Raw genomic sequence first — 21,484 nt, 5'->3', positions numbered from 1 at the left:
CAGCGGATGCCACGGATAGGCGATCGTCGCGAAACGAAAACCGTATGCAGAATGTCGGTCATTGGCCGCGTTTTCCGCGGAAGCCGAAGATCGCGCCGGAGCCCGGTGCCTCCTTGATCGCCGTCTCGACCAGCGCCGATAGACCATCAATGCCACGCCGCATATCCGTCACCCCGCAGGCCAGATAGACACGCACATTCCCCGAAGGCCCGATCATGCCGCCTCCAGACAGGCCACCAGCGACGTAAGCAGCTTCAGTTCAACGTCAATCGGAACCTTCAAGCACCGACCGTTTCGGAGCAAGATCTCGACAACCGCTGGCCTCGGTAGCGTGGTAGACGCCTGGCTTACGCCCACCTCCTCGGTGATCTCAACCGGAAGGAACATCGCCGGTCGGTCAACATAGCTGAATGACTGCCGCCACAAGCGGATCTGCCCAGGATGAATGTCATGCCGGCGAGCCACATCACCAATGCGAGCGCCAGGTTCATCCGCCTCCGCCAATATCCTCAGTTTCGCCTCGTCCGACCAGCGACGCCTACGCTCAGTGCCGGACATGATCTCAATGCGAGCCATGCAAACTCTTTGATCTGGTATAAATGTCAGCACTAATGCTGGTTCTAATGCCAGAACATCGCCTGATTTGCCCGATCAGCAAAAACCGCTCACCGGACGCTCACGACCCTTGCCTCCGGAGAAGCCAATCCTTCCTGCGATCGTCATGGGCGCCCGCTAGTAGAATGACGCCTTGCTGCAATCGACATTGATCGCCGCGCTCAAGTAATGACTTAGACCGAAGACGAGCAGCTTCGAGTGCCTTCTCGGCAGTCCACACCGATCGGGTGCCGGCGATCCATGGTGAAGCTCCACACCGCGTTCGTGCCGAAGCGGAGAAAATAGCGGTCACATAGACACCCAACATACCAGCGCGGAACGCGATCGGGCGATGTTTCTCGGTCTTCACTAGCCCACGAGGTTGTGGATGCCAGTCTCATGCTCAAGCAGCCTGAGCTCAAGGGTCCTTTCATAATCTTGGCACTTAAGGATTTGTGGACCTTCGAGCGCCCGAACACAGGATGCGGGCAAAGCCCGCATCCTGTGTGGCGTTCGCCCTCAGTTCTTGGCGACGAAGTCCTTGACGTTGGCAGGCGTGACGAGCTGGAAGGGAATGTAGACCTTCTTTTCGACCTTTTCGCCCTTGGCGAGCTTGAGCGCTGCATCGAGCGAGCCCTTGCCCTGGCCGGCGGCATCCTGGAACACCGTGACGTCGAGATCGCCCGCCTGCATGGCGGCAAGCGCGTCCTGGGTGGCGTCGACACCGCCGACGACAACCTTGGTCATATCCTTGCCGGCTGCCTTCAGCGCCTGGATGGCGCCAATCGCCATTTCGTCGTTGTTGGAGATCACGGCGTCGAATTCGATGCCGCTGGAGAGCCAGTTGGTCATCAGGTCGGCGCCCTGGGTGCGGTCCCAGTTGGCCGTCTGCTCCTCGACGATCTCCAGACCCTTGCATTCATCCGTCTTGATGACGTCATGAACGTCCTGGGTCCGCATGCGCGCAGCCTGGTTGGAAAGCTCGCCCATGATGACGACGGCCTTGCCCTTGCCGCCGAGAATGCGGCAGACTTCCTTGGTTTCCAGCGTGCCGGATTCCTGCTCGTTGGAAGCGACGAAGGCCTGATTGTCCGGCAGCGTGTCGACGTTGACCGGCTGACGGTTGACGTAAACCAGCGGAATGCCGGCATCGGCCGCGAGCTTCGACATTGCCGTAGTCGCATCGGTATCGACAGGGTTGACGATGATTGCATCGACCTTGGAGGCGATGAAATTCTGGATCTGGCTCTGCTGCTTGGAAACGTCGTTCTGTGCGTCTTCGACCTGCAGCGTCACACCGCTCAGTGTCTTTGCATAATCGGTCATGCCGTTGCGCAGAACCGTCAGGAAATTGTCGTCGAATTTCGCCATCGAGACGCCGACAGTTTCTGCGTGAGCCGCCGTCGACATGACGAGCGCCATCGCAGTGCCCAGGATAAACTTTTTCATTTTACTTCCTCCACAAAGCGGTGCCCGGCTGCACCCTCCTCACGCCGGGTTTCCAGCACACTGGCCGAAAACAATTATCAGGGCTGCCAGAAAAAGGCCGAACATCATCATAGGTATCAAGACAATCTCGATGCTGACGACTAGCCCTCCTTCGCCGCTACGTTGACTCGCGCGAACCGAAATTTTTTGGTGCCTAATTTGATGATTTAAGTCCGCAGTCTTCAACAGCGCCAATGTCGAGGGTCTTTCTTCGAAGACACCACAATAATCCAAAGCCGACACATGCCATATTGTCCAATCTCTTCGCCAGCTGCCGCGTGATCGCGAGGCAACGTGGCGAAGTTTGGGAAGCTTCTATCTATTTCGTTTTGCGGTCCATTCATCTTTGTTTGTAAATCCTCTCATTCTTGAAAGAATCGTCGCCGTGAATGAGAGAACCCTATCAGTCCCCGGATATTTTCAGACCGGTCGAGGCGGCAAGTCTACACTCACCCTCGCAGAGCTCCTGGCTCCGGCGCAGACCTCTCCGGATACGTCGTTGGCGACGACATGTTATCTGCACTTGTCGATGCAATCTTATTTCATGACCATGTCCAATCGCTGGCGATAAATTGTACAAATACACAAGGCGTAAAAACGATCGTGGTCCGAATTCTCGACCGAAAGCTGACCGTCGTGCACCTGCCATGGCGACTCTGTCAGCGTCAGCTTCGGACTTCTTGAACGACGGTCGAATCCCGCGCGTGCCTCTCTGCGGCCGCGTTAAGCTCCAAGAAGAAGTGATGCATTGAGACAGTAAACTCTGCAAATGCGATCGGCGACGACCGGATTCAAGCCGTGCCGGGCGCTGGTGGACGGATCTGGAATTGAACGGGTGTGGGATCTTTGAAACGGTTGATCATGCCGTGGCTGCCTTGCGGCGGATTTCGGGCGTGCACAGTCAAGCATGCGATTGTGAACGGCGCAGCTGATGACGCCTTCGGTCTGCTGACCAGGCCGCGACCTCGCCCGCAGACGCCGCCCGATGATGGACTTTTATCGCCCGATTGGCGTTTCGACCAGCGAGCGTTGGCCGTAGCCGTTAGAGAGTTGCCATGTCATGCGGCCGCCAAAGACATGAAGTGCGATATATATATAAATATAAAGTAATATATTCCATAGCTCACGGGCTTGTCACAACAGAAAGTAAGATCTGCCAAATTTGAAACGATATACTTTGAAATATACCCTACAACTACCTCTACCATATGCTCGTCATGCACACGCTGATCGGCATCGGATGGGTCGGCCACTGGTGGCTTTGGATCGTCGAGCCGGTCGGAACCGTGGAATTAGCCGCTCTATCATGGGCGCTGATCGAAAAGCGGGCCATGAAACTTCGCTCATCGCTAGTCACCAGACGGCTTGCCGTCGCTTAAACGGGAAGCTCCCGTTAAAAGATCGGAACTCCAATGGAGGCGCGCCGCCCGCTGAGTATCGTCCAACCGTGATTTGGGCCCAGGAGCCTTGTCGTTGATCAGCCCGGCCATGCGCATTGAACCGCAAGACCCAATCCCGCACGATCTGAAGCGTGACACTGCCCAGCCGCGCCGCATTCGAGCGCGAGCCGCCGTCATAGATCGAGGCTAGCGCCAGGAGACGGCGTGCCTGCGCGGCATCCGTGGTCTGGCGCGCCAGACGACGCAAACGCTCTGCGTCGAAATCCTCTCGTAACGAAACCGCTGAACCCATCACCTCCGATTTGCACCAAAGATTCAAATTCATCGCATTTTGGGAAGCCCGTGAGTCGAATTCAGAGCTGGCTGCTCTTGAAGCTGAAAATCGCAATCTGAAACGGCTCATGCTCGTGAAATTCCGTGGGGAGAACGATAGGCTCAATCCCATGCTTCGCCGTTTTGGTGGCGCATAAGCGCCAAATCCGGAGGTCATATTATGAGACGTCTTCACGGACGCGCGACGCGTTTTTGCTTGGAAGACACGCGGCGATGCGACCTGCGGTAGCTCTGGAAGTCTGCGACATGCCCACAGCGAAAGCATGATCCAAAAAGCCTGATCGTGTTCTGGATCGGAGATATTAGTTACGGTAGCAGGCCCGGGTCCGATCAAGCTCCGATACTAAACGGACGACACCGGCGGCCTGGTGATCTGCCCAAAGTGGAATACCTGGTTTTCATTTTGGCGGCGATCGAATTGACTGCGCAATGATCCCAGCTCTTCTCGACCAACAGACGAGGTCTTCACGGAAGGGGGTGCAACGGATGCAGATCAGAATGTCTTCGACGTAGGCGGATTTTCGCTTACGGTTCGCCTGAAATGTCGACCACGTTTTCTTTTGCCGAATCGGATATTAGCAAAGGTTATGAAGAGCGAACAACGACGCCTTGCCGCGCAAAAAGCCTTTGACCGTCTCCGTCGCGCGGGATTGCCGACGGAGGAGGATCCGCGTTTCCTCGTATGGATCGAACAATGGATTGCCGGCGAAATTGAAATGCAAGAGGTTCGGGAACGGTATCTTGGGTTCCTGCGAGAACAAGCTTCCGAACTCAAGCGGCGTGCGCTTGCCAGGGGCGCCAAGTTACCTTCCGATCCCGGACCGCAGCCGATCGACGAAATTGGCGTTGGTACACGGAACGTTTAGCGGTATGAGTTAGGCAGGGAACCGCAACAGCTCTTGTCGTTTAGTCAATGCCGACCTGCCACTGAACTTTCATCCAGCGGCGGTTAGAGCCTCGGCGGCTTTTGAACCGCCCCCAAACTCTGGACCAGCTGAGGCTAGAGTTTTCCGGCTTCATTCAGGGAGGCGGGCTGGTTGCGCCTCCTGATTTCATCAGCGAGATCGGCACCTTATTGCCGATCGCACCATGTGGCCGAAACTCATTATACTCTCTACGCCAATCCTCCATCTTTTCGCGGGCATCCGCAAGGGTCAGGAACCAGTGCTGGTTCAGACATTCGGCGCGGAAGCGGCCATTGAACGCTTCAATGAACGCATTGTCGGTCGGTTTGCCGGGGCGTGAGAAGTCCAAGGTGACGCCTTTGGCATAGGCCCAAAGGTCAAGATCGCGAGACACGAACTCAGTCCCCTGATCGACATGGATCGTCTTCGGATAGCCAATTTTCCGGCATACCCGTTCCAAGGTTTGCACGACATCTTCACCTCGATAGCTGTGACGTGGATCAAGCACCGGCACATAGCGCGAGAAGGTGTCGACCACCGTGAGCACCCGCAGCTTCTTGCCGGTCGCGAGTTGGTCGTGCACGAAGTCCATCGCCCAGACATCGTTCGGTCCAACGGCCATTTGCCGATCTTCCCGCAGCTTGGCTTTGACCCGTCGCTTCGGCGTCTTGTTGCGCAGTTGCAGGCCCAAGTCCCTGTAAATGCGATAGGTTCGCTTGATGTTGGTCCCCCAACCCTCGCGTTCCAGGAGTACATGTACACGACGATAACCATAGCGCACACGGCTCTCGCAGATCTCACGAATTCGACGTTCCAGACCGGCCTGATCGGCACGGCGAGAGGTGTAATGGTGGGTCGACCGATCGAAGTTCAGTGCCCCACAGGCACGCCGGATCGAGATCATCCAATCCCGGCACATGCCTTTCACCATCTCGCGTTTCCGAGCAGGCCTTAGAGCTTTCGCCGGATGACGTCCTGCAACATCTCACGGTCCAGCGTCAGGTCCGCGACGATCTTCTTCAACCGCGCATTCTCGTCCTCGAGCTGCTTCAGCTTCTTCATCTCCGGCGGCAGCATGCCCGCGTATTTTTTCTTCCAGTTGAAATAGGTCGCCTGGCTAATTCCCGCCTTGCGGCAGATCTCCGCCACCGACACTCCTTCATCACCCTGCTTCAAAATGAACGCCTTCTGTGCGTCCGAAAACTGCGATGCTTTCATCGTCTTCCGTTCCTTTCCCAGCTTGGAAAATGCACCGGAAAACTCTAACCAAAAACGGTCCAGTTTGAAGGGTTCAGATCAGCGTCAATGTGCATGGAAATGAGCGCTTACAGTAAATCTACTCATTTACCTCGCCCAGAAATGATTATAACTGAATTGGTGTCTTCAATAACACTCGCCTCAGTTGGAGCTGGGCCAAGAAGCGGTCCAAACGAATGGAGGCACCGTAAACTTAACGCTGCGAAGACAAGATCTCGGAGTGAGGCTTTGGTTCGTTTGGTGTGAAGGCGCGCGATTTGGCGCCATGCTTGCATGGCAGTTGCTCGCAATTCTCGATGGTGGGCGGATGGAATATCGTTGCAGGGAACGGTAAAGAGGTTGGCGATCGGGGCGTGTACGGAAACGAAACGCTGACGCTGTCGCGCTGACTAGAAGCGCTTCATGATCCTCTCTCGTCGTCGGACGGGTTTATGAGAGTTCTCCGCCCGATTGTTCAGGCCCTTGTGCGAACGATGCTCGACGCCCGGCACGATCTCTCGCTTTGCTGCGCCGGGTAGGACTGCAGCTTGTCGGTGATCGTCACACGCGGCGAACGGCCTTGGCCTCCTGCTGTTGCTTCAAATGGAGGTTATGATGAGGGAACAACGTTGGTGGACGCAGACGGCCCTCTTCCCCGGTGTGCTTGCTATCGCGACATCATGGATCATTCCTTCCCTCTTGCCTCCGTCGTTGTCGTCGTTAACCGTTGACCTTGCACCATCTGGCGTGGGGTTGGCGGTTCTGGCTATCTCAGGCCTGGGACTCCGCATTGGAAACGATTGGCTCTTGCCCTGCGCCGTCCGACCGTTTCCGCATTCTGATCTGGTCTGAGTGGTGGATAGGTATGTCTTCAGAACCCGAAAAGCATGTCGACCAAAGTTCGGCCCGGACTGCGGCCCGTATCTCAGCATCGGTGCATCAGCGTGTTGATTTCGAACTACGTCGGCTGGAGGGTGGCAAGTGGCGGCTTCGGGTCATTTCCCAGCAAGCGTTATATTGGATGAAATCCATGAACGTGGGCTCTGGCGAGGACGAGCTTTATCTCAACCTGATCGCCGCGAACGATTTTCTGAGAAGTGTTCGACGTCACGGCCTCACGACGGAATACATCGGCCCCCTGGGTCGTTGTCTGCTGTGAGCCGGTCCGTGTCGCCATTGTTAAATGGGCCCGGAAGCATCCTCTACCGGGCGAGGACGGCATTTTATGCGTTGTCCATCGTTGAAATGAGATTAGGAAACTTTGCCATGTATGTCGCCAGCGGCAGGGGATCATTGTCCAGCACTGGAAACGGTCCGAGCGAATTCCGACACGGCGTGACCGCTATGCCGGAATATACCATGCAGGGAGCGGACTATAGCCGCCAGTTTGCGGGTACCGTATTTGCGCGTTTGGATGCGCAGGATCACACACATTACGACCTCAGCGATTTCGGCTACGTATCCTATGAGGGGCGAGGCTATGCCATCCGCGGCGGCAATCATTTGGCTGGCACCCACATCGTGGGAGCGACGAAGGCCAATTCCGTCGTGGACAAGAACCAGCGCGGCTGGGACCAAGAAAACCTCTACCTCGTGGGTGGCGGCAGTATGCCGATCATCGGTACAGCCAATGTCACCTTGACGCTGGCCGCCATGTGCCTCCGAAGCAGTCGCGACATTCTGAAATGTCTGCACTGAACAAAGACCAATATCCGGTACGCGGAACGAACTGCGGAACTCGACGCAAGCGACACGACGCCGGACTGTGCACCTAACTATATTCCAGGGAGCTTGAGGATGGATCCTTATGGCATTAAGACACTCGATGAGCTGAAAGAGTTTCTCCACCGTGCGATGCAGCTCGAACATGCGACGATTCCGCCGTATCTGACGGCACTTTACTCGATTAAGCCCGGTGTGAACCGGGATGCGGCGCAAGTTCTCCGCGTGATCGTCGTGGAAGAAATGCTGCATTTGACCATTGCGGCCAATATCCTCAATGCCATCGGTGGCACGCCGGATCTTACTAGGCCAGATTTCGCGGTTAACTATCCCGCCTCGCTCCCTGACGGCGAGACCGACTTTAAGGTCAGCATACAGGCTTTCAGCCGTGAAGCCCTGGCGACATTCTTGAAAATCGAGCGGCCGGCCCGGCGCCCCGAACATCTCGCTGGCAAGGGCCGGATACAACGCAAGAACTCCCCGCATATCACAGCGCTTGGCAGTGATCCGAGGCACGAAGATCTCCATTTTTACAGTATTGGCGAGTTCTATTCGGCAATCGCAGACGGCGTGAAATACTTAGAAGCCGAAGCGCGCCGGGCGGGCACAACGATTTTTATCGGCGACACGTCTCGCCAGATTACCTCGGAATATTATTATTCCGGAGGCGGTGCGTTGTTTCCCGTGACCGATCTGAAAAGCGCCCTCGAAGCCATAGAGCTCATCATGGAACAGGGCGAAGGTGACGGTAGCGGTATCTACGACGATGACGAGCACGAACTGGCCCATTACTATCGTTTCGATGAACTGGTCAAAGGCCGCTATTACCGGAAAGGTGATCAGCCCGACCACCCCACGGGTCCGCATTTGCAGGTCGACTGGGAAGGCGCTTATCCCATCAAACCGAACCTCAAGGTGGCGGAAATATCCGAAGGCTCGGAATTGCGGGAGGCGGCGACCGACTTCAATACATGTTATAGCGAGTTTCTGGAGCTTTTGACGCGTGCCTATAATGGCCAGCCGAGCTTGCTGCTGGAAACCGTTCCGATCATGTTCGAATTCCGTAATATAATCGTTGAACTGATCCGCAATCCCCTGCCGGGGCATCCCGGTAAGTACAGCAGCCCCACCTACGAGATTCCCCACAGTGCCGAACAGGCAGCTGTCACCGGGCAAGCGGAGATGATCGCATGAGAAGACGAAGCTCAGGGTGACGGCCGGAATATGAAGCAGGACTTCCTCGGCGTGGCAGCCTGACCTTGTGGCTGACACCGGAAGCCCTGTCCAAATGGTATGCTCCAAGACGCAAGACCCGCGGCGGCCAGCACCGTTATTCAGATCTGGCAATCGAGACCACCTTGACGCTGGGCCATGGTGTTTGGCTTGCGGCTTCGCCAGGCAGAAGGCTTGTTGGAATCGGTGCTGCGGTTGATGGGCTTAGCGCTTGCCGTCCCGAGCACACCACGCTGAGCCGTCGGCCGCGCGCACGGCGATCTGCCGGGAAGCGGCCCGGAAATCAGGTTCCACCTGCCGGACCGTTGCATGCTCTGGTGGACAGCAGCGGCCGGCAGGTTTACGGCGCGGGCCAGTGGCTGGACGAGAAGCATGGCGCCAGATCGCGCCGAGGTTGGCGAAAGCTGCATCTGGCACTGGATGCCGATAGCGGCGAGATCGTTGCCCATACCCTGACGGATCAAGATGCTGGCGATGTCTCTCAAGTTGCGCCACTCCTCGACCAGATTGGCGGTCCGATCGGACAGTTCACAGCCGACGGTGCCTATGATGGAAACCCTACATACGACGCGGTCATCGATCATAGCGCGGCGGCGGCTATCGTCATTCCGCCTCGCGCCAACGCGGTCGAGCCAAGCGACGATAGACCTCCCGGCCAACGGAACCGGCATATCGCGCAATCAACAGTGACGGCCGGATGAAATGGCAGGTCTCTAACGGCTACGGCAAACGCTCGCTGGTTGAGAGGTTGTGACGGCAATCGGGCGATACAAGTCCATCATCGGGCGGCGTCTGCGGGCCAGGCGCTGCCGGGTCAGCAGACTCGCGAACTTCTAAATTCGCGCAAAATATACCGGTCTGATGCTCTCGCAAGTGAAGCGTCTATGCCAGTTTGGAAGGGCGTACGTCAAGCAGGAGAACGTCGCCGAGCTATCGCTGAACAAGACCTTGCTGCAGGGGTGTCTCCTTCGTTCGTGCAAGCGTCATGGTTATCCAGGTGCCAGGCGCGGGCCTCGTGAGGTCACCACCACCAACGGGATGGTCCGCCTCCCCCGCGCAAGCCCTCGGCATCAGCAAGCAGGGAATCGTTATGTTGGGACATTTATGCATGCCGCACAATCGTCCTTCGGAGATCCTGCTTTCGCCCAACTACAACGCACCGGCATAATGATGGACAAAACAGTCGATCAACATTCCGTAAATCTTGTGAAAAAACGGCTTCGTGCCCGAACTATCTATTGGGAACGGCGTGTGCGGATCTGTCATCATGACCTGCTGCAACAGCAATCCACGCGAGCAGGGCCGGATACATTTATGAAACGGCAAGCGTCATTTGCGACGTCGCGGTCCCTTGCACGGGTGAGGCCGCCCAAACATTTTTTAGCCGATGACGCAGCAGGACGGCAACGTTATTCAGGGCACCAGATGCGGCACGAGGTTACCTCGTCCTGGTGAATGGGATCGCTCGCCGCGGCGCTTGACCGTCGTCAAATGATCCCACCGGAGACAGCGCTGTGAGGCAAGCAGGATCCTATCCCAAGGAGTTTAACGCCATAGCACTGGCCCACCGGTGTTTTCCGGTAGGGTCGGTTGTTGATGACAATCAACTTACGACATCGTCGTCACCTTTGTCGGCTCCGCGACATGCATTCTTCCTCCCCCAATCCCGTATTTTCCGCCCACATCGCTGAAATAGCAGCAAATAATTGTCGTCAGCTCAATCGGCGGCTTGGCATGAATCTTGAGAGCTATTGCAAGGCAGCGGGAGCGACCGGCGCCATCCACAGTGCGGCATAACCGCACCGAACACGTGAAGGAATACAAGCTATGACACATGCGACCACCAAGGAATTCACAGCAGCAATGCAGATGAGCCAGACGGCGGTCAGGGAGGCATTCCGCATCGCCCAGGAGGTCGAAAAGGTTCAATCGATGAGCAATCAAGATGACAAAGCGGAAGAGGGCCTTCTTCGTCAAGCGGGTCAGGGATGGCTCGAAGGGGTTCGCCAAGGCGGATTACGGCAAGAGGGAGGTCGCCATCGAGGATATCGGCAAGTCCAAGTGGAAGCCCAAAAAGCCTAAGCAAAAAAGGAGCGGCGAAGGACACAAGATGGCACCTTCCACACAATCGGCGAACGCTTCTAAGCGCTTTAATCTCCCTTTGCGCCCCATCGGGGCCGGCGCGCGGCTGATGTCATTGCTCACGATAAGGTGCAGGGATTTCCCGACCGCACCTCCGGCTTCGTGTGGCACGAAACGCAACGGATGAAATGAAGGAAAGTCAGACAACATGACAGATCTAATAGCGTCCATTATGAGCATGGTTCTCGCCTCAACGTTGGTTGGCGCGCAAAGCGAGAGTTCAATCATTGTTGACAGTGCCACCAATGCCATCGCATGGGAAGGGGCGAAGGCTGGCCTGCAAACCCAAAACGGCCCGGTGCAGCCGGGCGACGAGCCCGTCGCATTATCGATTTCCACCCGCTGCGAGACGACGGCAAAATTTGGCTCCAATGATCCGGATGATCCAGTCGACGGCACCGTCAACCAGACCATCACCGAGTGGTTGGCGGCCGGCAACAAGGCCGATTGGAAATCCGACTTCGGTCTGGACGGCCCCGCTCTCGGCGACGCAGAAGACGAAATTGAAAGCGCCGGCTACGGCAAGGATCTCTTCCTGACCGGACTCGAGACCAAGACCCGCGGCATCGATCCACATCGAAAGCAAATACTACCCCACCGCGGCATGTTCGATAATTCCGAGGGCATTCTCGAAAACACCATTTCAGCCGCCGCCAATGCGTTCAAGTACGGTTTCCATGGTGTCGAACTCGATCTTCGCGCTGATAAGAACGGCCATGCCTGGATGATGCACGACACAACACTCGGGCGGGTTACCGGCGATCCGAACAATTGCCTGATTTCGGATGTCTCTACCGAGGAAATCAAGAACATGAACCTCTCGATATGGAATCCCATCACTAGTAACCGCACGCTGGCACTTGACCACAACGGCAATCCGCAAAAAATGGAGGACCTGCAGAGTATCATCGATTACATTCGTGAGAAAAAAAGAAACGGCGACGAGTTCAACGTCCTCATTGACCCCAAGGACGAAGGGTCGACGATCGCAGCAATCAAGATGCTCTCGGCGCCTGAGAATGCTGACGTACGGAGCCGCCTCGGCATCAAGATCTATTCGACCTATGTGCCCACTACCGATCGCGTCATTGCCAAATGGGACAAGAAGACCACCAATGTACTTGATGCGCTGGAGCAGGCCAATGTCGCCGTCCAACCGGACAACAAGCTCAACCTGATCCCGGTTCTCGGCACAGTCGAAGAGGTCCAGTCTTCTCACATCGAAGACGATTCAGTGACCCAGGCTAGCGATTGGCTGACCTCCTTCGACAAGCTGGGCGACCTGACCATGGTGCAAATCTCCCGCCTCAAGGGAACCGCTACCTTCGACGAGATGAACCAGGTGACCAAGACATTCCGGGCAGCGGGTGAAACATTCGCCAACACGCCTCTCACGATGTCCTATATCTCCGAAGCCTTCTCCGTGAACGGTCAGAAGTTTTACTACAGCCATCAGGGCGTGCCGATCACCCTGCCCGGACGTCCCGACATGGATTTCCGTGCCACTTTCGGCGCGCTTGAGCCCTACGCCGACGTGCTGGTGGCCGACAATCCTTATCTGGAGACGCTCTATGCCGCTGGCTTTATCACCGAAGGCAATCATGCGGACTACTCTTTTCCGATCGATGCACACTACAACCCGGCATCCATAATCGACGCACCGAAGGATATCATTGGCAAGCCAAGCTGGATGAGAAAGTCCACGCCGGCGTCTGATCGATAGCCACACCTACTGAACTGGATGTGGCCGAGTTGCTGGCCGCGCCTTGGGATGCGACGGCCAGCGGCGATGACAGCGAAGGCGCCTTGCCGATGCACAGACGATCCGCGCCATCTTGTTCGCCAAAGCAACAGCGACGACATTGTACGGCTTCTTCACCAGAAGCTCGGCGGCCCAACGCGTCGGTGCAGTTTTGGCCTTGCGAAAGGCCGCCGCTGATCGTAAGATCGCCGAGGACGTGTTCGTCGCCTCAGGCTGAGGAAGTCAATCGGAATCTGTCGCTGATAGCTGGTGCCTCTTTCCCATTCTGGATCCTTCCAGGGGTTGTTTCGAAAGCAACCCGCGGACGAATAGATGCCGGACCCGACATAGGCGGTCCACTCGATGTCGGCATAGTGGACACCGGGCGCCGACCGCGATACTGCTGGTCTCGTTTCCGTAGATGATCCGGTTCAACTGGGTCACTCCGGCGACATAGTGATCGAGTTCGGTAAGGGATGGATTGAGCGGTCGCTCCAGTCATGATGACTCGCAACTATCCCAGTCGTAGTCAACCAGGTGACCGTTGCCGCCGGTGCCGACCCTTCAAGCTCCAGTCGTTGTCAATCTGGGCGTCAACACCAAAGTGAAAAGGCTCATCCCCTTGCTTTCCCAATTCAGCTGGCTGAGCTTGCGTTGTCTTCATAGACAAATTCCTGGGTCTTGATGTTGGCGAGGCCGAGTCCGGCGAAAACGACGATATTGCCGTCGTCGGAGGAAAGCAGAGCGTTGTCTGCGGCGGCCAGGTGCCGCGGATCTTGACGTAGGTCTCGTCAATCCGGACAGAGCCGAAATGCGGCCGCCGGAACTGGCGAAGCCGCTTTTCGATCATCGGCGCCTAGGCCAGAACCCAACGGTTGACGTTGCTATGATCGACCTCGAAGCCACGTTCCCGGAACATCTCCTTAAGATCCCGATAGCTGAGTGGATAACCCAAATACCAGGCAACCGCCTGCACATCGGCCATGCCTCGAAATGCCGGCCATTGAAATCATCCTTCGATTGCCGCTTCAACTTTTCGTCAATAGCATTCAGAATCATAGGCTCGCCCCTCAACTTTCGGAGCGGCATCTCTCTTCCCATGGTCAACATACCGTTGAGCGCCAAAATTTGCGACAGGCCCATGCGCAGCCTTCCTTGGAACGATCAGCTGGGCTTCCGGCCATGTAATATGCCGTCGAAATGTCGCTGAGTACTCTGCGCACGCCGCGCACGCTCTCCGCGGTGACCTTCGCTGCTTCCCTTTTCGACGGACACGCCATTCTTCCGCGCAAGGTCACCTCGCCATTGAGAACCGTCACCTTCACGACATCGTACGTCAGTCCGAGTTCCAGTTCCAAGCGCATTCTAACTGCAGTGGAAAGGGCGTCGTCGCCGATAGGAATGACGGTGTTTGCGGGCATAGACTCTTGCTCCGTTGCGACGGCGAGATCCTATGTCTGGTTTGCCGTTGCGGCGTTGATGCAGATCAACTGGCGGCCACGCCGCAAGCCAATCTCCGCGGCGGTCCCACGGTCGAAGATGATTGAGCGGCGCGCGAGGTGCGGTGCCGGCGCTGTCACATTTTTTGAATGGCAGGCGAGTCAAGGCCCGTGCGGACGGCGTTGTCACGTTGTTTGAATGTGGTCACGTGAGACCGAGCCTGCGCTTTTCAGGCAGGCCGGGCACTCTCGGCTTGCCACGCGGCCATTGCCTGGCGTCGATAGAGTTTCGGACGGCGGAGAAGATCGACACGAAATCTTGCAATGAGCCAACCGACCGGAAACCCTGTCGCGTTTGCTCCCGTTTTCTCAACGGCAAGTGAGAGTTCTCCGCCCGGTTGTTCAAGCCTTTATGCGAGCGGTGTTCAACGTTCGGCATGACCTGGCGTGTGGCCGCCCCGTAGGAGCGCAATTTGTCGGTGATCATACGCTTTGGCGGCATGCCCTGCTTCTTCAGAAGTCGCGTCAGCAGGCGCTTGGCTGCCTTGGTGTTACGGCGCGTCTGGACGATCTCGTCGAGCACATATTCCTCCTGATCAACCGCTCTCCACAACCAGCATTTCTGACCGTCGATGCGCACCACGAGGCGAGTGGCGCGGGGAGTTTCACTCCCACGCTCTCCCAGAACCGGACGTGATACTCTCGCATCATCCGGCTCCCATTGTTCGGCCGTATCCATGAAGCAGGGGCCAATGGGCGAACGGTCGAGGTTGGCGTTGCGCGATGCGCAAAAGCCAATGTCGGGGTCGCCGTTTATGCCTACGCAAGGACTTGTACTTCCCCGAAGCCCATCGAGCCAGGTATTGCTCGACACTCCAGAGCGTAGATTGGAGAGCTGAAGGACAGAACCGACCATAGTAATTGATCCAGCCGCGGATGTACGAGTTGAACATCCCTGCCAGATCATCGAGAGCCTTGTCATTGCGAAGGTGCAAGGACCAACTACGGATCGTGCCCCGTATCGCCTTGAGCGATGTCGGACTGGCCGCATGACCGAATAAAATACCCATGCCCCCGGCCTTCTTGCTCACAAGTCTCGGCCGGAAAGTGTAGTCGAGAAAGTCGAACTTATAGACCGGGTGAGTACCTCGCCGACTTTCATTCCTGCAGTAGACGATTTTAGCCTTGTCGGGAGGAAGCGTCAGCCCGCAGTCAGTAAAACGCGCGTCCAGAGTTCCCTGAAGAGCCATCGCCTGGTCCTCGGTCCGACAATGACAGATCGCGTCGTCAGCATACCGCTCAAACGGAATGTCCGGGAAATTCCGACACATCCACATATCAAACGCATAGTGAAGAAAGAGGTTTGCCAAGAGGGGCTGATTACCCCGCCCTGTGGCGTTCCTCGTTCTCTGGCGACGAGATCTCCGTCCGGCATCTGCACCGGCGCTTTCAGCCATCATTCGATGTATAAAAGCACCCACGGGCAATCGGTGTGCTTGCGCACAGCCCGCATCAGCAGGTCCGGTTCGATGCTATCAAAGAAAGTCTTGATATCGAGATCAAGAACCCAGTTGTAACGCCAGCATCGCTGCCGTGCCACGCTGATCGCATCGAGTGCCGATTTGCCGGGCCGATACCCATAGGAATCCGGATGGAATTCAGGCTCCACCGTCGGTTCCAGATGCGTCTGGCCATCAACACCAGCCGCTCCTTGGTTGGTTCTGACCCTTCGGCGATCGGCGTCACCGGGCTGACGACGCTTGCTGTGCGGTTCATCAAGCTCGGCATCGGCCTGGAGCGCATCCAGCCGGGCAAACCGCAGCAGAACGGCCGCCACGAACGCTTCCATCTGACGATGCTGCCGCTGGCCATGGCGCCGGAGGTCGACCATGCCGCGCAGCAGGCGGTCTTTGACGCATTTCGCCAGAATTACAACGCCGAGCGTCCACACGAGGCACTCGCTATGGACGTGCCTGCTGATCATTACCGATCGTCACTGCGGCCCCCGCCCGACCGCCTGCCTGAACCGGACCTATCCGGCCGAGGCGGCGGTGCGCCGGGTGCGCTCCAATGGCGAGATCAAATGGAACGGCGACCTCGTCTATGTCGCAGCAGCGCTGGCCGGCGAGATCGTGGTGATCGAGGAGAGTGAAGCGGGCATCTGGACGCTACGCTTCCATGCCCATCCGCTCGGCATCATCGACAAGAAGACCAAGCGGCTTGTCCGCCCCAGCGCCCTGCAACCCCGACCAGCCGGCGCAGGGGCGGACACTGGTTTACAAGGGGGAGATCCTCGTGGATAGAGCAAAGCCGTATACGGCCGAACAATGGGAGCCGGATGATGCGAGAGTATCACGTCCGGTTCTGAGAGAGCGTGGGGTGAAACTCCCCCGCGCCACTCGCTTGGTGATTTCCATCGGCGGTCAAAAACATTGGCTGTGGCGCGCCGTTGACCAGAACGTTTGCGTTCTCGATGAGATCGTCCAGACCCGCCGCGATACCAAGGCTGCCAAGAGATTGCTGGTCAGGCTGCTGAAGAAGCAGGCCTGTCACCGAAGCGCATCATCACCGACAAACTGCGCTCATACGGAGCGGCAAAACGGGACGTGATGCCCGCCGTCGAACATCGATCGCACAAGGGCCTTAACAATCGCGCAGAGAATTCTCACGTGCCGCTTCGAAAACGAGAGCGAATGATGCAGGGCTTTCGATCCGTCGGAGGTTTGCAGCGTTTCATCTCGGTCTTTTCAGCAGTCCGAAATCTTTTCGTCGCGCCGCACCGGCGACACTCAGCCCTAGCCACCCATATTCATCGCATCCGCGCCATGGCGCAGTGGAAAGCCGTGACCGCGGCTCTGTCGCAAAACTTTTCACCGAGTTTGCAACCAGTATGGTAGGCGTAGATCCGGGTTGAAGATGAGCAGGCAGATTGAGTTTGCCGATCATGGTTGATTTCAAAGGCAGTCATTACCCGAAAGACGTGATTTTATGCGCGGTATTTCTACGTGAGGTATACGGTCTTCTATCCTGATCTGGAAGAGATTATGGCCGAGCGCGGCGTTACCGTTGACCACGCGACGCTGAACAGATGGGTCGTGAAATATTCGCCCCTGATTGCCTGCCAGGCCCAGCGGGCGCAAATCCGCAACCAGCAGCTCCTGGCGGATGGACGAGACCTATATCCAGGTCAAAGGCAAGTGGACCTATTTCTATCGGGCTGTCGACAAATTCTGCAAAACCCTTGATTTCATGCTTGTCCGAGTACTGCGATGAGGCCGCGGCCAGCGCTTTCTTCGCCCGCACGATTAAGAACAATGGCTGGCCCGAAAAGGTCGTATCGACAAGAGCGGCGCGAACCTGGCAGGATTGCAAAACATCAACAGGCTGCTCCTGTTGTTGTATGGATGGTTCTGGCTGATCGAGATCCGGCAGGTCAAAAACCTCAACAACACGATTGAGCAGGACCACCGGTTTATCAAGAAGCTTACCCGCCCCCTGAAGGGCTTCAAATCCTTCAGTCTGCGTCAGCAACACTGGATGGTATCGAGGTGGCTCACATGATCCGCAAGCGCCAATTTCAACCAGTGGCCGATCGGCATTTCAGCAATTCGCCGCACTCGCTGCATAACTGTGTCCAGCGATGGCCGCTTCTGCGGCCTTTTTAAAATTTTGCGACAAAACCCTTCGTTCGCGCACGGAAGGTCTCCGAGCAGTTTTCCAAAGAGGCGGGCTCGCTGGCGCAGATCCAGCCAAAACCGAACAGGTCACCAAGGTCACTTATAAAGTGATTATATTGCATTGCAGCAACCGCATGCCTGCACTGCGATCTGAGCGCTGGCGTTGGGGCGGCGTCCTGCTATCTTCTGACCATCGAAGCGATGCGCCTCTTCCTCGCCAAGCTTCGTGTCCCAGGTGAACCTATTCCTCCTCCCAAGGGGCGCTTGACGGAACAGCGGACTCCTCCCCCAGCCGCTGTTCAATTAGAAAAGCCTGCCGCACCTCCTCCCGCGGCAGGCTTTCTCGTTCCGAGACGATCAAGCTCTCAGCTCAGGCGCTCAATTAGGCTGTGCGGAAAATTGAGTTCTGGCATGTTGGTCTTACCGCGGCCCCGGTGCGGATCAGCTCTTCGAGATCGAGTGGCTTGCCCTTGGTTACAAGTTTCTCGGCTTTCGCATTCGCCGCCTTCTCGAGCGAGCACAGGGCAGTCTGTGCTCCCCAACATTCGCAGCCGAAAATCTCTACCGATGGGCGACATGCGGTTAACCAGAAAATTTGCGACAGGCCCAAATTCTGATTGAGTTCTGCGAAGGAGATTGAGTTCAAGAGCAATCGCTGATCCCCGAACTTGGTTCCTAATGCAAGCCAGACGAACCGTTTATCTTCCAAGATCCATCTGATGGACAAGCGACACCATTGAACCGAGTCACGCCCTCGAGACTTTGCTTGCTTGTGACGAAGTCGCGGCATCCATTTGGATTGTTTGTACCCGGCCGGACCTGCTCGATCACCCCGGCGCTGCCAGTTGACGGGTTGGCCCACGCTAGCGGATCAGAACCGACCGTCGCCCGACCCACGGTTTCGGCTATCACCGTTTGGTCAGTGATCGGAACTGCCGCCGCAGCAACCGGAGCACCTGTGGACGTCTGGAGCGGTTCGGTGTTTGAGCAAGCGGCAAGCACCAGCGCAGGGAACACGATGGCAATCTGGATCAGTTTTGAAAGCATTGAGTGATAAACCATCCTTTCGGACGCTGCAGATGACATCATATTGTGACCAGATGCGGGCGCCATTGACTGCTCATTTCGCGGACAACGACGAAAATCTCCAACAATAATGGTTCAAATTCTCAAAGACCCAATAGGCTGGCTCGTAATTGCCCCATCTTCAGGAAATCGGTGGCGGTGCGCCAATGGCTACCGCCATTACTCCGTGAGGAGTCCTGGCGATCCTCAAACGGGGTCGGTGTGGGGCAGAGTGACTGACGAGTTTTCGCCAGCATTTCGGTTGAAGTAGCGGACCTCTGAATGCTAGCATACTGTCTCTTAGGACAAGGGCCCACCACTTCGGAAGAACCGGGCGGCAAAGCGCTTGATGCGCAAGCTCCTGAAAGCACAAGACCGTCCGCCCCGTGTAATGATCACCGACAAGCTACGTCCTATGGTGCGGCGAAACGAGAGAGCATACCAGGCCTCAATCATCGTTCTCACAACCGACTGAATAATAGGGCGGAGAATCCTCATCAACCCATCCGACGACGGGAGAGGATCATGAAGCGCTTCAAAGTATCTCGACAGCTTCAGCGTTTTCGTTTCCATCCACGACCGGATCAGCAGACACGCAGATCTTCACCCAGCCGGAACATAGTAACGTCCCGGGTTTCGAGCACCGCTAACAAAACTGCGTATCCGCATCTTCAGGCTCAAGCCGCACACCATTCGGCAGCGACGCTGTCAAACATAGGCGTGTCGATGTCTGCCGAGCTTTCCGCCGGGGCCTCCATGCGCGAAGCCTCCTGGAACATTATCTCGCGCATCCAGATGCTTCCGGGGTCGGAATTGTGAAGCAAGGGCCACTGCACAGCCTCCGTGAACCAGAGGGAAGGCAGCGGATGATCGACGATCTGGAGGCGGATGGTGGGTTCGAAATGTCTGACGAGCCGCAAGGGAAGGGTTGCTATCCGATTCGTCCCCTGAAGTAACATCGGGATCGCGTTAAAGCCCTGGACCACGATTTCGATACGCCGCTTAAAACCGTGCTCTAGCAACAGCCATTGTTCAATGGATGGCTTCAAAGTACGTCCAAACATGGCCGCGACGTGTCCCAGCGACATGAATCGCTCGAGGGAAAGCTTCCCGCGCAGCTGCTGATTGTTAGGGCAGCCGACGCATACGAGCTTCTCCTCAAATAGCTTCGCACTGGGATGAGCGGCTGACATGAACTGATCTGGAAAAATCAAAAAATCCAAATCTCCACTGCGCAGACGCTCGTCCGGATCATCATTGATGTGAAGCAATTCAAAACTGACGCCGGGTGCCTCGCGCGCTACGCGCTTTATCACCTTTTCGAAGAATACGAGCGTCATGAAATCGGACAGTACGATTCTGAAGCGCCGGTTAGATTCCGCTGGGACTAATGGATCCCACGCAATGACAGAGAGCTGAATCTGCAGTAGAGCTTCGCGAACTGCAGGGGCGAGCGCCTCGGCTCGCGGGGTCGGGACAAGTCTACGCTGCTGCATCACAAACAGCTCGTCATTGAAGTAGGCGCGCAACCTAGCGATGGCTGCGCTCATGGCTGGCTGACTAAGGTTGATGCTGCGCGCTGCTGCCGTGAGCTTCCGCTCGGTCATCAAAGCATTGAGAGCGACGAGAAGATTTAGGTCCAGGCCCTTAAAACGCATTCCACCACACCTTGATGGTCCCATCAATATCGGGGCACGATCTCCCTCCTAACGAGTGTGGAGGCGAATGTGACGCCTTCAATGAGAACTGTCTCCACTGGATAACCGCGGACTTGACCGCCGGTTCACCTTATCTTCTCGTATTATGGTATACCATCAACCGCAAGTCAAGCTTGCGCGGCCTCTCTGTCTGACACCTCGATGAAGTCATGTACCAGCCGAACGGGACGAAGACGAATATGACGCCGCTCAGGGGCTGGGCGCCGCGCGGTGAACGGCTGTTGGGCCATGCGCCCTTCGGTCACTGGAATACCATGACCTTTGTCGCTGCCTTGCGAGCCGACCGCGTCAGCGCACCGTGGATCATTGACGGCTCGATCAATGGCAAACGCTTCCTGATCTATGTCGAGAAGGTGCTGGTACCGGAGCTCAACCCCGGCGACATCGTCGTCATGGACAATCTCGGCTCGCATAAGGCCAGAACGATCCGCGTCGCCATCCGCAAGGTCGACGCTCGATTGTTCCTCCTGCCGCAGTATTCCCCTAATCTCAATCCGATCGAAAAGCTCTTTTTTCCAAGATCAAGCACGGGTTGCGCAAGGCGCAGGCCCGAACCCGACAGGCCATCGACGACGCGCTGGCAGAAACCCTTCAAACCGTCTCGCCGAAAGAGTGCCAAAACTACTTCAAGGAAGCCGGATATGAACAGACCTAAAACAATCCCGCTCTAGTGACGTTTCAGCCACGTGCCTCGAGAGCCGTCTGCTGCGGCGGGAGTTTCTTAAACATGTCCCACTGAATCATAAACCCCCAGCCAAGGCCAGGGGTTTTGTCAGCACTCTGAATGCGGG

The 21,484-nt window shown here is 56.7% G+C and carries 16 protein-coding genes and 13 pseudogenes; 13 read left to right on the top strand and 16 right to left on the bottom strand.

The window, feature by feature from the left end; all coding sequences use genetic code 11:
- Positions 1 to 58: 58 nt before the first annotated feature.
- The 4 genes and pseudogenes from tnpB to OS035_RS32420 form a co-directional block, all read right to left on the bottom strand.
- Positions 59 to 217, bottom strand: coding sequence for an IS66 family insertion sequence element accessory protein TnpB (gene tnpB / locus OS035_RS32435; protein WP_331815314.1), 159 nt, complete (start codon positions 215 to 217; stop codon positions 59 to 61).
- Positions 214 to 576, bottom strand: coding sequence for an IS66-like element accessory protein TnpA (gene tnpA, locus OS035_RS32430; RefSeq protein WP_331815311.1), 363 nt, complete (start codon positions 574 to 576; stop codon positions 214 to 216). Before tnpA ends, tnpB begins: the two co-directional genes overlap by 4 nt.
- Positions 577 to 1,113: 537 nt before the next feature.
- Positions 1,114 to 2,043, bottom strand: a complete 930-nt coding sequence (locus OS035_RS32425; protein ID WP_331815308.1) for a sugar ABC transporter substrate-binding protein — start codon at positions 2,041 to 2,043, stop codon at positions 1,114 to 1,116.
- 912 nt (positions 2,044 to 2,955) lie between these two features.
- Positions 2,956 to 3,150 (bottom strand): annotated as a pseudogene (locus OS035_RS32420) (IS5/IS1182 family transposase); the annotation flags it as partial.
- 128 nt (positions 3,151 to 3,278) lie between these two features.
- Between OS035_RS32420 and OS035_RS32415 the strand changes: the two are divergent.
- Positions 3,279 to 3,461: pseudogene (locus OS035_RS32415) on the top strand (nodulation protein NodX); the annotation flags it as partial.
- A 106-nt stretch (positions 3,462 to 3,567) separates the two neighbouring features.
- Here the strand turns inward: OS035_RS32415 and OS035_RS32410 are convergent.
- Positions 3,568 to 3,774 (bottom strand): annotated as a pseudogene (locus tag OS035_RS32410) (IS630 family transposase); the annotation flags it as partial.
- Between the two features lie 628 nt (positions 3,775 to 4,402).
- On the opposite strand from OS035_RS32410, the gene OS035_RS32405 reads away from it, so the two are divergent.
- The gene (locus OS035_RS32405) at positions 4,403 to 4,681 is read left to right on the top strand and encodes a hypothetical protein (protein WP_082229783.1); all 279 of its coding nucleotides are present in this window, start codon (positions 4,403 to 4,405) and stop codon (positions 4,679 to 4,681) included.
- A gap of 154 nt (positions 4,682 to 4,835) precedes the next feature.
- Here the strand turns inward: OS035_RS32405 and OS035_RS32400 are convergent.
- Together OS035_RS32400 and OS035_RS33680 are read right to left on the bottom strand one after the other, a co-directional pair.
- Positions 4,836 to 5,938, bottom strand: a protein-coding gene (locus OS035_RS32400; RefSeq protein ID WP_331815306.1) for an IS3 family transposase whose coding sequence is annotated in 2 segments (ribosomal slippage) — positions 4,836 to 5,677 and positions 5,677 to 5,938 — 1,104 coding nt in all. Because the reading frame shifts where the segments join, the coding sequence is not laid out codon by codon here.
- A gap of 290 nt (positions 5,939 to 6,228) precedes the next feature.
- Positions 6,229 to 6,539 (bottom strand): annotated as a pseudogene (locus tag OS035_RS33680) (DDE-type integrase/transposase/recombinase); the annotation flags it as partial.
- 207 nt (positions 6,540 to 6,746) lie between these two features.
- On the opposite strand from OS035_RS33680, the gene OS035_RS32390 reads away from it, so the two are divergent.
- The 6 genes from OS035_RS32390 to OS035_RS32365 all read left to right on the top strand — a co-directional run bounded on the left by OS035_RS32390 (position 6,747) and on the right by OS035_RS32365 (position 12,776).
- Entirely contained in the window at positions 6,747 to 7,115 is a 369-nt protein-coding gene (locus OS035_RS32390; protein ID WP_331815303.1) for a hypothetical protein, read from the top strand.
- A 107-nt stretch (positions 7,116 to 7,222) separates the two neighbouring features.
- A complete protein-coding gene (locus OS035_RS32385) occupies positions 7,223 to 7,654 on the top strand; it encodes a GMC oxidoreductase (RefSeq protein ID WP_245304495.1) in 432 nt (143 codons plus the stop codon).
- Positions 7,655 to 7,753: 99 nt separating this feature from the next.
- Complete coding sequence (locus tag OS035_RS32380; RefSeq protein WP_331815299.1) at positions 7,754 to 8,872, top strand: ferritin-like domain-containing protein; 1,119 nt, start codon at positions 7,754 to 7,756, stop codon at positions 8,870 to 8,872.
- A gap of 65 nt (positions 8,873 to 8,937) precedes the next feature.
- Positions 8,938 to 9,612 (top strand): IS5 family transposase, encoded by a 675-nt coding sequence (locus OS035_RS32375; protein ID WP_442967730.1) that lies wholly within the window; start codon positions 8,938 to 8,940, stop codon positions 9,610 to 9,612.
- A 1,126-nt stretch (positions 9,613 to 10,738) separates the two neighbouring features.
- On the top strand, positions 10,739 to 10,993 hold the full coding sequence (locus OS035_RS32370; RefSeq protein ID WP_331815296.1) for a hypothetical protein: 255 nt from the start codon (positions 10,739 to 10,741) through the stop codon (positions 10,991 to 10,993).
- A gap of 208 nt (positions 10,994 to 11,201) precedes the next feature.
- Positions 11,202 to 12,776, top strand: a complete 1,575-nt coding sequence (locus OS035_RS32365) for a glycerophosphodiester phosphodiesterase family protein (protein ID WP_130714338.1) — start codon at positions 11,202 to 11,204, stop codon at positions 12,774 to 12,776.
- A 6-nt stretch (positions 12,777 to 12,782) separates the two neighbouring features.
- On the opposite strand, the pseudogene OS035_RS32360 reads toward OS035_RS32365, so the two are convergent.
- From OS035_RS32360 to OS035_RS33670, 6 genes and pseudogenes are all read right to left on the bottom strand, one after another.
- A pseudogene (locus OS035_RS32360) lies at positions 12,783 to 13,004 on the bottom strand (hypothetical protein); the annotation flags it as partial.
- A 550-nt stretch (positions 13,005 to 13,554) separates the two neighbouring features.
- Positions 13,555 to 13,853: pseudogene (locus OS035_RS32355) on the bottom strand (IS6 family transposase); the annotation flags it as partial.
- Positions 13,854 to 13,897: 44 nt separating this feature from the next.
- Positions 13,898 to 14,215, bottom strand: coding sequence for a BON domain-containing protein (locus OS035_RS32350; protein WP_082229787.1), 318 nt, complete (start codon positions 14,213 to 14,215; stop codon positions 13,898 to 13,900).
- Between the two features lie 304 nt (positions 14,216 to 14,519).
- Positions 14,520 to 14,870, bottom strand: a pseudogene (locus OS035_RS32345) (IS6 family transposase); the annotation flags it as partial.
- Positions 14,871 to 14,940: 70 nt separating this feature from the next.
- Positions 14,941 to 15,690 carry a group II intron maturase-specific domain-containing protein gene (locus tag OS035_RS33675; protein ID WP_442967729.1) on the bottom strand — a complete coding sequence of 250 codons (750 nt, stop codon included), beginning with the start codon at positions 15,688 to 15,690 and terminating at the stop codon, positions 14,941 to 14,943.
- Positions 15,690 to 15,902 carry a reverse transcriptase domain-containing protein gene (locus OS035_RS33670; protein WP_442967728.1) on the bottom strand — a complete coding sequence of 71 codons (213 nt, stop codon included), beginning with the start codon at positions 15,900 to 15,902 and terminating at the stop codon, positions 15,690 to 15,692. The genes OS035_RS33675 and OS035_RS33670 overlap by 1 nt, the downstream gene beginning before the upstream one ends.
- A 48-nt stretch (positions 15,903 to 15,950) precedes the next feature.
- On the opposite strand from OS035_RS33670, the pseudogene OS035_RS32330 reads away from it, so the two are divergent.
- The 3 pseudogenes from OS035_RS32330 to OS035_RS32320 form a co-directional block, all read left to right on the top strand.
- Positions 15,951 to 16,536 (top strand): annotated as a pseudogene (locus tag OS035_RS32330) (integrase core domain-containing protein); the annotation flags it as partial.
- Positions 16,529 to 17,130, top strand: a pseudogene (locus OS035_RS32325) (IS6 family transposase). The pseudogenes OS035_RS32330 and OS035_RS32325, both read left to right, overlap by 8 nt.
- Positions 17,131 to 17,177: 47 nt before the next feature.
- Positions 17,178 to 17,861 (top strand): annotated as a pseudogene (locus OS035_RS32320) (IS6 family transposase).
- A 438-nt stretch (positions 17,862 to 18,299) separates the two neighbouring features.
- Here OS035_RS32320 and OS035_RS32315 read toward each other — a convergent pair.
- Positions 18,300 to 18,427, bottom strand: a pseudogene (locus tag OS035_RS32315) (SOS response-associated peptidase); the annotation flags it as partial.
- 158 nt (positions 18,428 to 18,585) lie between these two features.
- Positions 18,586 to 18,957, bottom strand: coding sequence for an RT0821/Lpp0805 family surface protein (locus OS035_RS32310; RefSeq protein WP_331815317.1), 372 nt, complete (start codon positions 18,955 to 18,957; stop codon positions 18,586 to 18,588).
- A 340-nt stretch (positions 18,958 to 19,297) separates the two neighbouring features.
- Between OS035_RS32310 and OS035_RS32305 the strand changes: the two are divergent.
- A pseudogene (locus OS035_RS32305) lies at positions 19,298 to 19,597 on the top strand (DDE-type integrase/transposase/recombinase); the annotation flags it as partial.
- 55 nt (positions 19,598 to 19,652) lie between these two features.
- On the opposite strand, the gene OS035_RS32300 reads toward OS035_RS32305, so the two are convergent.
- On the bottom strand, positions 19,653 to 20,633 hold the full coding sequence (locus OS035_RS32300; protein WP_033181974.1) for a LysR family transcriptional regulator: 981 nt from the start codon (positions 20,631 to 20,633) through the stop codon (positions 19,653 to 19,655).
- A gap of 227 nt (positions 20,634 to 20,860) precedes the next feature.
- Between OS035_RS32300 and OS035_RS32295 the strand changes: the two are divergent.
- A pseudogene (locus OS035_RS32295) lies at positions 20,861 to 21,348 on the top strand (IS630 family transposase); the annotation flags it as partial.
- Positions 21,349 to 21,484: the final 136 nt, after the last annotated feature.

It is taken from the genome of Rhizobium sp. 268 (assembly GCF_036571585.1).
Taxonomy (GTDB): domain Bacteria; phylum Pseudomonadota; class Alphaproteobacteria; order Rhizobiales; family Rhizobiaceae; genus Rhizobium; species Rhizobium redzepovicii.
Note: the sequence above shows the minus strand (reverse complement) of the source record. Positions and strands in the feature narration are given on the sequence as shown.